This window comes from Bdellovibrionales bacterium (genome assembly GCA_018266295.1).
GTDB lineage: Bacteria > Bdellovibrionota > Bdellovibrionia > Bdellovibrionales > Bdellovibrionaceae > JACMRP01.
The window spans coordinates 178,890-191,407 of sequence record JAFEAQ010000022.1; the positions used below are offsets into that span (position 1 = coordinate 178,890).

The 12,518-nt window shown below is 39.8% G+C and carries 14 protein-coding genes; 6 read left to right on the forward strand and 8 right to left on the reverse strand.

What is annotated here, in order from left to right; genetic code table 11:
* Nucleotides 1-9: 9 nt before the first annotated feature.
* The 7 genes from JSU04_20330 to JSU04_20360 form a co-directional block, all read right to left on the reverse strand.
* The gene (locus JSU04_20330; protein MBS1972667.1) at nt 10-366 is read right to left on the reverse strand and encodes a hypothetical protein; all 357 of its coding nucleotides are present in this window, start codon (nt 364-366) and stop codon (nt 10-12) included.
* 13 nt (nt 367-379) lie between these two features.
* Entirely contained in the window at nt 380-3,520 is a 3,141-nt protein-coding gene (locus tag JSU04_20335) for an efflux RND transporter permease subunit (protein MBS1972668.1), read from the reverse strand.
* 8 nt (nt 3,521-3,528) lie between these two features.
* Nucleotides 3,529-3,975: a hypothetical protein gene (locus tag JSU04_20340; GenBank protein MBS1972669.1), complete on the reverse strand. Its 447-nt coding sequence runs from the start codon at nt 3,973-3,975 to the stop codon at nt 3,529-3,531.
* Nucleotides 3,972-5,210, reverse strand: coding sequence for a TolC family protein (locus tag JSU04_20345; GenBank protein ID MBS1972670.1), 1,239 nt, complete (start codon nt 5,208-5,210; stop codon nt 3,972-3,974). Before JSU04_20345 ends, JSU04_20340 begins: the two co-directional genes overlap by 4 nt.
* 533 nt (nt 5,211-5,743) lie before the next feature.
* Entirely contained in the window at nt 5,744-6,634 is an 891-nt protein-coding gene (locus tag JSU04_20350) for a hypothetical protein (protein MBS1972671.1), read from the reverse strand.
* The gene (locus tag JSU04_20355) at nt 6,634-6,987 is read right to left on the reverse strand and encodes a hypothetical protein (GenBank protein ID MBS1972672.1); all 354 of its coding nucleotides are present in this window, start codon (nt 6,985-6,987) and stop codon (nt 6,634-6,636) included. The genes JSU04_20350 and JSU04_20355 overlap by 1 nt, the downstream gene beginning before the upstream one ends.
* 99 nt (nt 6,988-7,086) lie before the next feature.
* Nucleotides 7,087-7,416 (reverse strand): hypothetical protein, encoded by a 330-nt coding sequence (locus JSU04_20360; GenBank protein ID MBS1972673.1) that lies wholly within the window; start codon nt 7,414-7,416, stop codon nt 7,087-7,089.
* 202 nt (nt 7,417-7,618) lie between these two features.
* Here JSU04_20360 and JSU04_20365 point away from each other — a divergent pair, with 202 nt between their 5' ends.
* The 4 genes from JSU04_20365 to JSU04_20380 all read left to right on the forward strand — a co-directional run bounded on the left by JSU04_20365 (nt 7,619) and on the right by JSU04_20380 (nt 11,029).
* Nucleotides 7,619-8,422, forward strand: coding sequence for a transporter (locus JSU04_20365; GenBank protein ID MBS1972674.1), 804 nt, complete (start codon nt 7,619-7,621; stop codon nt 8,420-8,422).
* A 52-nt stretch (nt 8,423-8,474) separates the two neighbouring features.
* The gene (locus JSU04_20370; protein ID MBS1972675.1) at nt 8,475-9,140 is read left to right on the forward strand and encodes a hypothetical protein; all 666 of its coding nucleotides are present in this window, start codon (nt 8,475-8,477) and stop codon (nt 9,138-9,140) included.
* A 352-nt stretch (nt 9,141-9,492) separates the two neighbouring features.
* Nucleotides 9,493-10,299: a two pore domain potassium channel family protein gene (locus JSU04_20375; protein MBS1972676.1), complete on the forward strand. Its 807-nt coding sequence runs from the start codon at nt 9,493-9,495 to the stop codon at nt 10,297-10,299.
* A gap of 19 nt (nt 10,300-10,318) precedes the next feature.
* Nucleotides 10,319-11,029 (forward strand): hypothetical protein, encoded by a 711-nt coding sequence (locus JSU04_20380; protein ID MBS1972677.1) that lies wholly within the window; start codon nt 10,319-10,321, stop codon nt 11,027-11,029.
* A gap of 14 nt (nt 11,030-11,043) precedes the next feature.
* Here JSU04_20380 and JSU04_20385 read toward each other — a convergent pair whose 3' ends face one another.
* The gene (locus tag JSU04_20385) at nt 11,044-11,382 is read right to left on the reverse strand and encodes a hypothetical protein (protein MBS1972678.1); all 339 of its coding nucleotides are present in this window, start codon (nt 11,380-11,382) and stop codon (nt 11,044-11,046) included.
* Between the two features lie 180 nt (nt 11,383-11,562).
* Here JSU04_20385 and JSU04_20390 point away from each other — a divergent pair, with 180 nt between their 5' ends.
* Together JSU04_20390 and JSU04_20395 are read left to right on the forward strand one after the other, a co-directional pair.
* Complete coding sequence (locus JSU04_20390; protein ID MBS1972679.1) at nt 11,563-11,961, forward strand: DUF4258 domain-containing protein; 399 nt, start codon at nt 11,563-11,565, stop codon at nt 11,959-11,961.
* A 12-nt stretch (nt 11,962-11,973) separates the two neighbouring features.
* The gene (locus JSU04_20395) at nt 11,974-12,471 is read left to right on the forward strand and encodes a hypothetical protein (GenBank protein MBS1972680.1); all 498 of its coding nucleotides are present in this window, start codon (nt 11,974-11,976) and stop codon (nt 12,469-12,471) included.
* The last annotated feature ends 47 nt before the right edge of the window (nt 12,472-12,518 follow it).

The following is a 12,518-nucleotide window of genomic DNA, read 5'->3' on the forward strand; positions in this document are numbered from 1 at the left end:
AACTACAAACTAATTCTGACCGCACTCTTTTGGATTAGTCTCGCAGTGTTTTTCAAGCTTAAACACATACCCTTCTTTTATCTGAAGACCATTGTCTGGCTTAGCAAACGACACCACTTCTTCAACTTTAGATAAAGTCAATGTACCTACTAAGCTAATCCTGCAACGACTTCCGCCTCTCGTGCCACCGTTACATTTATTTTCGTAGACATTAACTTTATCGCCAACATGAACGCCTTGCTGCGACCCGAATTCGATTTTTACATCCCCGTCCGGAGTTGTGTTCTCTGCTTTATGATAAGAGAGTGTGGCACAACCAGTTAAAAAAACCATTCCTATAGCAAAAACCAAAATACTTTTTGTCATGTGATACTCCTAATTAGTGCGCCACGCGCGCTTTAAATTTATGTTCAAAAATCGAATATAAGATTGGCAAAACAAATAACGTAAGTAGCGTTGAAGAAACGATTCCACCAATAACCACAGATGCCAATGGCTTCTGAACTTCCGCACCAATGCCAGTTGAAAGCATCATTGGCAAAAATCCAAAAATAGCAACAAGAGCCGTCATTAGCACCGGACGCAGACGAATTAAAGTTCCCTTAACAACCAACTCCTTACCTGACTTCCCTTCAAGCTTCAGCTGATTAAAGTAGTTCACAAGAACCACACCATTTAATACTGCGATCCCCGACAGCGCGATGAAACCGATTCCAGCGGAAATACTGAACGGCAAACCATTCAAGATAAGTCCGATGACACCGCCCACGAGTGCAAATGGAATGCAGCAGAAAATCAACAGAGTTTGGCCAACACTTCTAAATGCTGCAAAAATCATAAGAAGAACTAACCCTAGAGCGACCGGAGTCAATACTAAGAGTCTTGTTCTTGCCTCTTGCAGATTCTTAAAGTTGCCGCCCCATTGAACGTAATAACCTTGAGGAAGTGCGACCTCTTTCTCTACGATTTTCTGCGCCTCATTGACGAAGCTCTCCGTATCTCGACCACGCAAATTGATCAGAACTGCAGAGCGACGGTTCGAATCTTCTCGATTAATAGAACCAAAAGTCTCAGCAAATTTAGAGCTTGCAATGGTAGACAATGGGGTTGTTGTGTTTGAGCCAATCCCAACTGGAAGCGCCCGAATAGTCGCTAAATCTGAACGTTCTTCTTCACTCAACCTAACAACGATTGGGAATTTCTTTTCATTTTGATAAAGGTAACCAGCCTCCTGCCCGCCGAGCGCAATTGAAATCGTGCTCAAGATATCTGAGACACTTGCTCCATATCTTTTGACGGCCCCCTCGAGAGGCTCAACGCGCAATACAGGGCTTGTTCCTGCTAAATCGACCTCTACGTCACCGGCGCCAGGTACTTTGGAAACTACCTCTTGAATTTTCTTTGCAATCTCCATATTTTTTTGCAAATCAGGCCCAAAAACTTTGACAGCTACATCTGCACGCGTGCCTTCAAGAAGCTCATTGAATCTCATTTGAATGGGTTGAGATGCCAAATAAGACTGGCCTGGCAGATCTTTTTCAAGCCTTTCAATCATCGTTTTAACCAGGCTATCATAGGTATGCTTCTTACCTTGATTATTCGCACCCCAATCATTACGAGACTTAAGCATAATATAGGTATCCGAAATATTGACACCCATAGGGTCGGTTGCGACCTCACTAGTACCAATTCTCGAAAATACAGTGTCCACCTCTGGAAACTCTTTAATTATTCCCTCGGCTTTCAACTGAAATGCAATGGACTGATCAAGGCTGAGATTTACCGGGCGAATCATGTGGAAAGCGTAAGAGCCTTCACTGAGCTGTGGTAAAAACTCTGAACCTAAGCGAGCAAACAACACCCCACCCAAAATGACAGCACCCAAAGATAGAACGATGGCTGTCTTTCTGAATACGAATGTGGCCTCGAGAATCGGCTTGTAGGCCGCTCGAATCCAGCTCATAAAGCGTGGTTCTTTGTCTTCTGCCTTAGACGACAAGAATAAACTTGCCAACGCTGGCGCCGTTGTAAACGAGAGAACCAATGCTGCTAAAACTGCAATGGAGAACGTCGCAGCCATTGGCTTAAACATTTTTCCTTCAACGCCAACAAGCGCAAAGACCGGCAAGAAAACCATAACAACGATCAATTGACCAAAGCCGGCCGCTTTACGAATTTCAATGGACGCCTCTACGATCGCTTCCTTGACTTCGTGTACACTCAATTTACGCTTATGATGTTTCGCCCGCTCATGAATGAGCCGAACGCAGTTGTCCACCAAGATTACAGTTCCATCGACTATGATACCAAAATCCAAAGCACCAAGGCTCATCAGATTACCGGATATTCCAAGTGGTTTCATGATCAAGAATGTAACAAGTAGAGAAAACGGAATTGTAAGCGCTGTGATGATCGCGGCTCTAATATTACCCACGAGCAGAAAGAGCACGATGATTACAAGACCTGCGCCCATCAATAAATTATGCTCGACGGTGCCGAGAGTTGCATTTACTAGGTCAGAACGATTGTACACTGTTTCTAATACAAAGCCCTTTGGAAGAGTCTTTCGAATCTCTTCAACTTTGTCATGAACTCGCGTTGAAACAGTTCTGCTGTTTTCTCCAAGTAACATCATAACTGTTCCAAGAACAGTTTCTCGACCATTAAACGTCGAAGCTCCAGTTCTCAACTCTTTACCAAGCCGAACTTTTGCAACGTCTCCAATCTTTACTACCCTAAAAGAATCGAGCTGTTTTACAGGAGCTTGCTCGATATCTTCAGGCCCCTTAAAGAGACCAACGCCCTGAACTAAGAACTGCTCAGCTGTTTGAGATATATAGCCGCCACCAACATTTTTATTAACCTTTTCAAGGGCACTCACGATGTCTTCGAAGTGAACCCCATACGAAACCATCTTTTTAATGTCGGGCTGAACGTGATACTGTCTCTCAAAACCACCTGTAGTATTGATTTCTGCAACCCCTTCAACAGTTAGAAGGCGCGGTTTTACAAACCAATCCTGAACTTCCCGAATCTGCATCATTTGTTTCATGCGCTCTTCGGGATCATGAGATGGCTTCTCAACATCTAAAACGTATTGGAAAATCTCACCGAGACCTGTTGATATAGGACCGAGCTTCGCTTGGGCACCAGACGGCAATTCGGGCAAAACCCCCTGAAGCCTTTCTGTTACCATCTGCCTTGCACGATAGATATCAACCTCATCTTTAAAAACAATCGTCACTTGAGACAGACCGAATCTAGTGATTGACCGGACTTGCTCAACTCCGGCAATACCTCTCATCGCAGACTCAACAGGGTAAGTAATTCCACGTTCAATTTCTTCAGGCGCCAAGCCCTCAATCACTGTATTTACTTGAACCTGGTTATTTGTAATATCTGGTACGGCATCAATTGGGAGATGCTGAAAGGCAAATAGCCCCGCGGCAGCAATACCCAAAGTAAGGAGTAGCACCAAGACTCTATTGTATACTGAAAATCGAATAATATTATTAATCATAACAACCTCTAATGACCGTGCCCTTCATCACCGGAAGAAAATGCAGACAACTCCGCAGCACGTAAAAATCCAAGGCCAGTGAAAACGATTTCGTCTCCGCCTTTTAGATCTTTTGATTTAATTTTCATTTTGCCAATCGACTTCGAGATGATTTCAAAATCTACACGCTTGTAAAAACCATCGCGAAGTCTATAGATATTTACTTCTTCTCCTGAAACAAGAACTGCAGAACTAGGTATCTCCCACAACTGCGCACTAGATGAGAGTTTCAGAGTTTGCATAGCAAAGTTCTTGATAGCTTCTTTAGATAATTTAATTCCCTCATGCTCATCAGCTGATGTAATACCCTTATCTGGACCTACAGAAGGCGCAGCGGCCTCATCTTCCCCAGCCATTGAATAGAAAGGCTTCAAAACCATAAAAATACTGACTGCGATTAAAAATATTTTTCTCATAGAGCAAACTCCACTGCCTCACCGTCTACAAATCGTAGATCTAAATAGTTTTCTAGCGCTTTGAGTTCTCTTTCATTTCTGGTTTTCTCAAAATCCACTAGACTTCGATGTGCCTCGATAACCAAACTGCTTGGAACTAAGCCACGATAAAAATGTGACTCAATTTTTTTGTGACGCTTTTCTTGAGTCGCCCCGGTGGAAGCACTTTTTAACAACTTAATTGATTTCAGGTATTGCTTAACCAGTGCCTCCCTGAGAGTTTTCACTTCTTCAAGAGCTAAATTGCGCTTCATCTCAGCGGCCTTAAGATTCGCTGTTGCAGTTGCTCTTCCGCCTTGATTAGCGTTCAGAATTGGCAACGGCATGCTAATGTTTAATCCCACTTGGCTTGAAGTTTGATCGCCATCAGACACTCGTTTAATTGATGGACCAACACTCAATGATGGAAGTATTTCACTTCGAGCTTTGGCGAGCTCCGCCTGAGACATACCTATTTCCGCCTCATATATCGCAAGCAAAGGAGAGCCATTTACTTGGTCTACTTTCTCAGATACATCCGGCCACTTTACAATTTTCCCTGGAATGCTACCTCGAATGTCATCAGCACTTTTCCCCAATGTAATTTTAAAATAAGAACTAATCTTTGAAATTTCCTCCTCTAGTTCTTGCTTTTTAAAATTGTAATCAGACTTCGCGAGATCGAAGACCTCACTGGTTACTTCATGCTCAGGAGACAACTTCGGACGCTGTTGATATTGATGAACAAGTTTCGTAAAAACGTTAATTGACTCATCAACTAGTACAGACTCTTCATTCAACTGACGTAAGCGAGTTAGGTTTAAAATAACCTGTTTCCTAACTTCAGCGCGTGCTTTATTTAATTCCGCTTCAGCTCTCTTTACTTCAAATTCAGCCAAAGACTTCCTTGCAGATCGACCGCCTCCTACTTCAATAGGAAAAGCTAAACTCATATCTAGCTCTGATTGATTTTGACCCGCCGACTTACCCGCCACATACTCGGATGAAAATTCTGGATTCAAAAGTTGGGTGGCTTGATCGACTCCAGCTTTCTTAGCATTTAAATTAGACTCCGCCTTCAACACCTCAGGCGATCTACTTTCTGCACATAAAACGATTTGACTAGCATTCTTAACAGCATCACAAGGGTTCTCTGCAGCCAAAATAGTTATTGGGCAGAAAATCGTTATGAATGCCGCTATCCTTAAAAGCGACATAAAAACCTCTATAAAATGTGTTTACGAAAAAAAAAGACTCTTAACGAATGTTAAGAAAGCTTAGGAGGCTGAAAAGGAACGTCTAAGAAACGGCTATGTGGTCTCTCAAACTTCGTAGGATAGTTGATTTCCATAGAGTGCGAAAAGTTGACCCCAGAAATCAATGGCAAAACTAGATTTGGACAATGACCAAAGTGGCAAACACTTTGAGAACAATCATCGATAGGAGCACCTTTGCTATTTTGGGCTTTTTCAATGCTCACAATTTTAATAGTGCTATTTTGATACGAGGACGCAACTGATGCCCCGTCTTCATGTTCACAAACGACAAACGACGACAAAATGAGCGTGCTCAAAAGCAAACTAATTGAAAACCATGTAAGTAAGAGAAACGATCTACATTTTGTCACTTTGAACAATATACCAATCTTCAGATAGAGCATCAACATCTTACGCTGAAACAATCAAAATGAGATTATTCACGTCCTAATAACAACCTGGAGTAGCGACTCCAGGTTGTTATTAGCTATTAACTAAAAGCTCGCTAACATACTAACACTGTAAGTGATGTCTTCAGCGCGATATAAACTAGACTGTAAACTTCTTGAGTCAGGTTTGACTCCAGCTTGTCTTGTTGCAATCGAATTCGTAATATCCGGAATCAACAAAACTGGACCAAGAGTTATGTACATGCCAGTACTGATATCTACCGACTCATCTAGTAGTGTTAAGCTACTAGACTTCCAATCCTCAGTAGTCCCGACTCCTTGATAGAAAGAGACGCTGTCTGATAAGTTATATGACAAACTCACGCCGTGAATTAATGTAGAATGAGAAAATCTTTCTTTACCATCCTCACTAATCGATGACGGTGTAAATCCTTGTCGCGGATCGAAAAAGTAAGTCACTCCCCACTTAGGGTTCAAAGTCCAATTTACATAAGCAGTAAATCTAACTTTGCCATTACTTCTTTCAGCAAGAGCTTTCTCTGTCACTGGGATATAGTACCAGAACAAAGGCACGATCTCATCAGACCCCAAGATACCTTTAGTCTTAAACGAGTACGTCACCACAGTATTAGATCTCTCAAATTTACTTCCGTTGTCAGTATCTCTTAAATAAGTAAAATACTGACGAAAACCTATCTTTGAAGTATCACTTGTTTTGTAAGTTAAACCTAAGGCATTTGTCGTATTTACTGCAGCATGATTGTTACGATCGCGTATATCGGCAGCACCAACTTCCATTGCCGAAATCGCCACAAAACCGAAATTCGACTTTGGTTTTTCTGGATCTTTCGCAGTCGTTGTAGTTGTGGTGGTCACACTCGCCGCTGGAATAGACGTTGTCGAAGAAGTAGTCTGCTCTTGAGCAAACACTTTTGCCGACAACATAACAATCGGTAAAATAATAAGTTTCTTCATTATTTTGCCTCGCCTTTAAGAACTTCAAACTCAGTTTCTGCGCCAATTGCAGTACCTTGCTTAAATTCAACGGTAACAATTTCCTTGTTAACTCCTACAACCTTACCGATAGACGCGAGTTTACGAATACAATTAAGTCTTTCACGCTCTTTAAAGTACTTCGTAGTGCAAGTTTTATTTAAGGCAGTAACTTCTGTACCCGTAGCTGGACTGCTTTCATCATCAAATTTAAGCTTTACTTGAGTAGACCCATCTTCAAAGTGAACAGGGGTGTTTTCTGCGCGATGGTAAGTTGTTGTACATGCTGTAGTAACGAAAGGAAGGCAAAGTAATACCAATAAGTAGTTTTTCATACATCTCTCCGAGCCAAATGAATTGCCTAGCAATTGGTGGCAACCCAATTTGACGAATTTAATTTTTATTTAAAATAGGACCTAGTTAATCGAACTTAACTAGGCAATTGGAGGACGCTTTTGTGCTTCAATAATTGCGCTGAGGTAACTAAAGACATAGTCCCTGTGAAAATCTTGAATCTGAAGACCCAATGAAACAGATACTTCTTGTGTGTAACTAAAAGAACAATGGCCTGAGTGCCCGAAATGGCAAACATGATCACCTTGGGCATCATCAACTGGATCAGTTTGATGGGTTGAATCCATCGAAACGATAGACGAACCCACAGATTTTTCATTTTTATTAAAATTAGAATTGCAGTGAATGCCGGTCAGAGACGACATAAAGAGGATCACAAAAGTAAGAAAAAGTGCCACCGCAGCTTTCATTGCGAACTATTTTTAACTTTAATTTGTTGGAATTTCAACCATTTAAAATTTGGACCCAATCCAAAGCCCCTTAACAAACCCACAAACTACTGTTTTTACTATTTTTTTAAGAATTCAGATTCATTCCAACATCTAGTTTTTGAATTCAATATTGAGTTTATAACTAAATTCTCTAAAAAATATAAATACTTAAGGAGATTTTATGTATTCGTCCATTCGAGCTCTAACTTTTGTGTTCATAACTACTATTGCAACAAATGCAATGGCTGAAAAGATTAAGGACAATTCCTTCCTAATTGAAGAGGCCTACAACCAAGAAGCTGGAGTAGTTCAGTTTATCAATGGTTATCAATATTCGCAGCTAACAAAAGAATGGAACTATACTTTCACAAATGAGATCCCTATTCATGATGAGACACATCAATTTTCATATGTACTTCCGATGTCTAAAAAAGCCGGCCCACCTGAAGAGACCGGAATTGGGGATATTCTGTTAAATTATAGATATCAACTCGTGAATAACGAACACCTTGCTATGGCTCCAAGGTTCTCTTTAATCATACCGTCGGGTGACTACAAAAAAGGTCTCGGGAATGGCGCTGTCGGATTCCAATTTAACCAAGCTGTTTCAATCACAATAAATGACAAATGGACCAATCACTGGAACGTAGGGTTCACACTTACTCCAGATGCCAAAAACGCTAACGATGATAAAGCAACTCTCTTTGGCTTTAATTTTGGAACTAGTGTTGTTTACGATATTACAGAAAAGACAAATTTCCTTTGCGAGTTTGTCTTCAATAGCAATGAATCAATAGACAGCACCGGCCAAAAAAGCTCGGGCTCCACTTATTATGTCGCCCCCGGATTGAGAACTGCATTTGAAGTAGGAAAAGACACTGAGATTGTTCCCGGAATTGCCGCTTTAATTGGTGCAGGCCCTTCTGCTGTAGATCACGATACAGGATTCTTTGCTTATTTATCTTTTGAATCTAAATTGTGGTAAAAAAGACTACTTCTAGCCTTTTCTAAAAAAACTGCAGTTCCGACAAGAAGACATGAACAAATCACTAGTTTATGTCTTCTTTTATTTTAGTTTAGTATCATTACCATTTCACGCTCTCGCTCAAGATGAAGCTTCATTTTATCCTGAAGAGACCTCCGATTTTTCTATTTCCACGCAGAGCTGCAAAAAAGCTAGCACCAATCAATTGGCGATCGTGAATATAGGTAACACAAAAGCACAGACCTTTTACAATGAATGCCTTAAAAAAACTAATAGTTCAAAATGGTGTTCTCAAGTATTGCGACCGAATCCAGCTAGTATCGCAACTTTCAAGTGTACCTATGGCGACCAGCAACCACACCAACTTATCAATCCTCAAGACACAACTTGGAAAAATGCCTTCTATGGAGTTCAGCTTGTTCAAGAGCTTTCTAGTCTGGGAATAAACGCATGCCAGATCTATAATTGGTGGCGTCCTGAACCTTACAACGCTAACGTTGGTGGTGCTGCTGGAAGACACCCCTATGGAACATCTATCGACGTTAAATTCTGTACAAAACTTGATATGGAGAGAGCATTCGCAAAGTTATGCGATTGGCGCGCCCAAGGTAGACTTCGTGCCGTTGGTTACTATGGCACTACTTCACTTCATCTGGGAATTGGAGATAAGACTGCGAACACGTGGGGGAAAAGCTGCCCTAAATCTGCTATTTTTTAACCGATACTAAATATTTAGTCCCTTTGATTCATGAAAATGAATCTATCAACCAATTCTCAAATTTGAATACTGGTCTTACAAAATTCGTGGGTGTTTCATCCATCGGGGCCTGAATCAAAAATATCAAATCCTATAGCCATCTTTAACTTTAACTTCGAAATTGCTCTCCCGAAACACAATTGCGCTTTGCATAACCTCTAAAATTGACGAAAACAGAATATTAAGTAAACTCTCTTACGCTATTTGAACCGCAAAAGCAGGGATTCTTATGCTTGAAGGTATAGCCCACGCAAATCTGTTTCCAGTCGCACTTAAGTTGGCCAATGTTAATACAAAACAGGAGCAATGAAAAATGAGAGTAAAAATAAATATTGAAACCTTAAATTCACCAGCGTTTTTCGGATTTCTTTACCTTTTGCTCATCCCAATATTTGCTTGCATTTTTTCTTACCTACCCAAATATTCATTTCATCATACAACTATTCAATTCGAAAAGTCTGTTTTTGATGCTCGTAATACCGCAAGAGATGCTACCCTTGCTGCAATTCAAAGTTCGCTTAGCGAACGTCTTGATGGAAAAATTCTTGAAGTTGATGGGTTTACTATGAACCCAAAGGAACTCTACCTTCAGGATTTCGATTGCGAAGGTAGCAGCTGCAAATTTATGTTGATTGCAAATTTCAGAAGAAGCCCTCAATACCATATTCCACTTGCACTTGAAGTTGATATGTTTACCCCACCAATTACACCTGAAACTAGATTCGAAGAATTCAATCCTGGAGGATCAAATTTGCGTCAGGTATCTGTAATTCCTTGGCCACAAAATAGTTTACTTCAAATTGCCGAACGCGCTCCTAAGGTTAATCTTCAAATCTTGCTGAATGAAAAAACCGATCCACAACTTGGAACTGTCTTTGAGATAGATAATAAAATCGAATATAAAATTAGGGACTACAAATACGCCAAGGCTGGCTTTCCTTCGGAGATACAAAATAGTTTTTTGAGAATGCTGTACTTCAGCGCTTCAAATGTAACGTTGGGATTAGGAGATATTCTGCCTATAACTGATTTGTCCAGATTCCTAGTGCTCACAGAGACTATTTCTGGAATGATATTAATCGGATTATTTTTTAATTCTTTAACAACTAAAAAAGATTAAATTCTACCTAATAAGAGCAATGAAACCTTTATTGGATAATCAAAAAATGACAAACGATGAAAAAAGGAATTTTCTTTTCAATTCTTGGATTGGGCCAATATTCAATGAATTTGAACTAACCACCGGCAAGATCCTCAACGAAACTGAATTAGATTTTTATATACAAAATTTACTTACTTCATATGAAAAAGTAAGTAGACCACGCCTTTGGCTTGAGAAAACTATTGAAGCATCTCACCGGCTTGAGAATTCAGATCATGTAACTTCCTTGGATTTAGATTCCTTTTTTATTTGTATAAACGGAGTAATTGACGAAATTCCAAAATTTTATAGAAAAAATATTGATACATGGAAAGAACATGATCTTTACGATCAATTGAAAGCAACTAGTTTTGGCAATTTTATTGTCAAAATAGTTGAGGCAAGCGAATCCTTTAACAAAGAGTTTAGCGAAGACGAACTACTATATATTGATGTTCAACGCCAATTCTCGTCACACGTGAATCCAACAGGGTTTGAAATAAAAATCAATGTATCAAAAAACGGTGAAATCTCTTTAAACCGAAAATACAAAGACGGAAAGGACGCACATGAGGTGGATAAAGTTATTAGTGATATGCATAGAGCTCACACCGACCGATTGGGCGCTGCAATTTACCTAAAAAATAAATCTGTCGATTCCTTCAATCGACTTGTAACCGCTATTAGTGACTATACTACACAAAAATAGAACGATAATTTGACTTATTTAAAAATCGCGATGGCTGATATAATTGTCGATACTACTGCAACCCAAATTGCAATAAGACTAAGTTTCCTATTTTCTCGATAGCGAAGTAGTTCAACTCGTTCTCTTTCTTTTGAGGCACGCTCAATAGAAAAAGTTCGCATTTCTTCTAATCGAACTTTTTCGAGCTCACTTTCAGTTTTCATTCGAGCCTGAGCCGCGAGAGCCGCTCTTTGCTTTTCTTGATAGTCATAAAAGGCTGCCACATCTTTTGCAGATGTCATATGCCTAGAAGCTTCCTTCCTTTTCATCGGATCGTCTAACCCTAAAATATCTAAGTCATCGTGTCTGTTCATATAAATTGTCCTATATCGCAGGTTTCGTAGTAGTAAGTAGATAAAGCGATTCCTTATACTCTACTTTTGTGCAGGCTGACTTTATTTAAATAGAAATATATTTAAATCATATGCTATACATTGCTTATAGAGTCTAAAATTGAGAAAAAATGCACAGGTACTGGTATTTACAAGGAAAATATGGCAAATTCAGAGAATCGTGGTCAACCATTGACCAAAGCTGCCGATAAGAAGAAAGGCAGTAAAAAAGGAAAAAAACGGGCATCACAAGCTAGCAAAGCAGTTTTGCCACCAAAGATAGAGGCCGTTGACGTTAAAGCAAGTGCAGCAGCAAGAGCGAGTACATTACTATTTGATCCGCACTTGCATAAGAGACAAAAAAGTCGCCCAGGAATTACGGATATGGATATAGAGTATGCACTGAAAAGATGTCGACGAGATTGGAATGGAGATCGCTTTCACAATGGAAAGAAAATTTGGCAATATAGCCTTATTGGACCAAATGTTGACGGACACAACATATGTATCGGCGTAGAAATTCATGGTAGTGTTTTGGTAGTAACTGCATATAGAGTTTAAAAAGAGGAAAATATGGAAAAAGTTATTAAAAATTTTCGTTGGAATGGTTTTGGCTTTCCAGTTATTTTTTCAGAAATTCCAGCAGTTAAATTGAATGGTAAACTTGTACCAAACGTAAATTGGAAAATGGTTCGTACATTTGTTTTGGCCGCAATATGCGCCCAGCAAGAAACCGCTCTTACCGGAGATCAAATTCAATTCATTCGAAAACATTTCGAAATGACAATTCGTGAATTTGCAAAGTGGATCGGAGTTTCACATTCAATTATTGTAGAATGGGAAAAAAAAGGAGCAAAACCTGCTAAAATTGAATCACATACAGAATTTGTTTTGCGACTATATGCTATTAAAAGATGTCACGATGATAATCTTCCAATAGAAGCAGATAATACAATTGAAACCGCGGTAGAAAGCATTAAGCTCGACGTCTTAAAAAAGAAGGAGCGGGCAACTAAACCATTTCCGGTCAGACAGCTTTCACCTAGCTTTGCGATGGAAGCGACCTTGTAAAGAATTTTAATAGTTACATTGTTGAATTTGAAATACATCTATCTTTA

What these genes read in the sequence shown, in the direction of transcription:
- JSU04_20395 (MBS1972680.1), top strand. Translation starts at nt 11,974, where the DNA reads ATGGAAAAAGTTATTAAAAATTTTCGTTGGAATGGTTTTGGCTTTCCA.
- JSU04_20375 (MBS1972676.1), top strand. Translation starts at nt 9,493, where the DNA reads ATGAGAGTAAAAATAAATATTGAAACCTTAAATTCACCAGCGTTTTTC.
- JSU04_20390 (MBS1972679.1), top strand. Translation starts at nt 11,563, where the DNA reads ATGGCAAATTCAGAGAATCGTGGTCAACCATTGACCAAAGCTGCCGAT.
- JSU04_20335 (MBS1972668.1), bottom strand. Translation starts at nt 3,520, where the DNA reads ATGATTAATAATATTATTCGATTTTCAGTATACAATAGAGTCTTGGTG.
- JSU04_20385 (MBS1972678.1), bottom strand. Translation starts at nt 11,382, where the DNA reads ATGAACAGACACGATGACTTAGATATTTTAGGGTTAGACGATCCGATG.
- JSU04_20370 (MBS1972675.1), top strand. Translation starts at nt 8,475, where the DNA reads ATGAACAAATCACTAGTTTATGTCTTCTTTTATTTTAGTTTAGTATCA.
- JSU04_20330 (MBS1972667.1), bottom strand. Translation starts at nt 366, where the DNA reads ATGACAAAAAGTATTTTGGTTTTTGCTATAGGAATGGTTTTTTTAACT.
- JSU04_20350 (MBS1972671.1), bottom strand. Translation starts at nt 6,634, where the DNA reads ATGAAGAAACTTATTATTTTACCGATTGTTATGTTGTCGGCAAAAGTG.
- JSU04_20340 (MBS1972669.1), bottom strand. Translation starts at nt 3,975, where the DNA reads ATGAGAAAAATATTTTTAATCGCAGTCAGTATTTTTATGGTTTTGAAG.
- JSU04_20345 (MBS1972670.1), bottom strand. Translation starts at nt 5,210, where the DNA reads ATGTCGCTTTTAAGGATAGCGGCATTCATAACGATTTTCTGCCCAATA.
- JSU04_20365 (MBS1972674.1), top strand. Translation starts at nt 7,619, where the DNA reads ATGTATTCGTCCATTCGAGCTCTAACTTTTGTGTTCATAACTACTATT.
- JSU04_20380 (MBS1972677.1), top strand. Translation starts at nt 10,319, where the DNA reads ATGAAACCTTTATTGGATAATCAAAAAATGACAAACGATGAAAAAAGG.
- JSU04_20355 (MBS1972672.1), bottom strand. Translation starts at nt 6,987, where the DNA reads ATGAAAAACTACTTATTGGTATTACTTTGCCTTCCTTTCGTTACTACA.
- JSU04_20360 (MBS1972673.1), bottom strand. Translation starts at nt 7,416, where the DNA reads ATGAAAGCTGCGGTGGCACTTTTTCTTACTTTTGTGATCCTCTTTATG.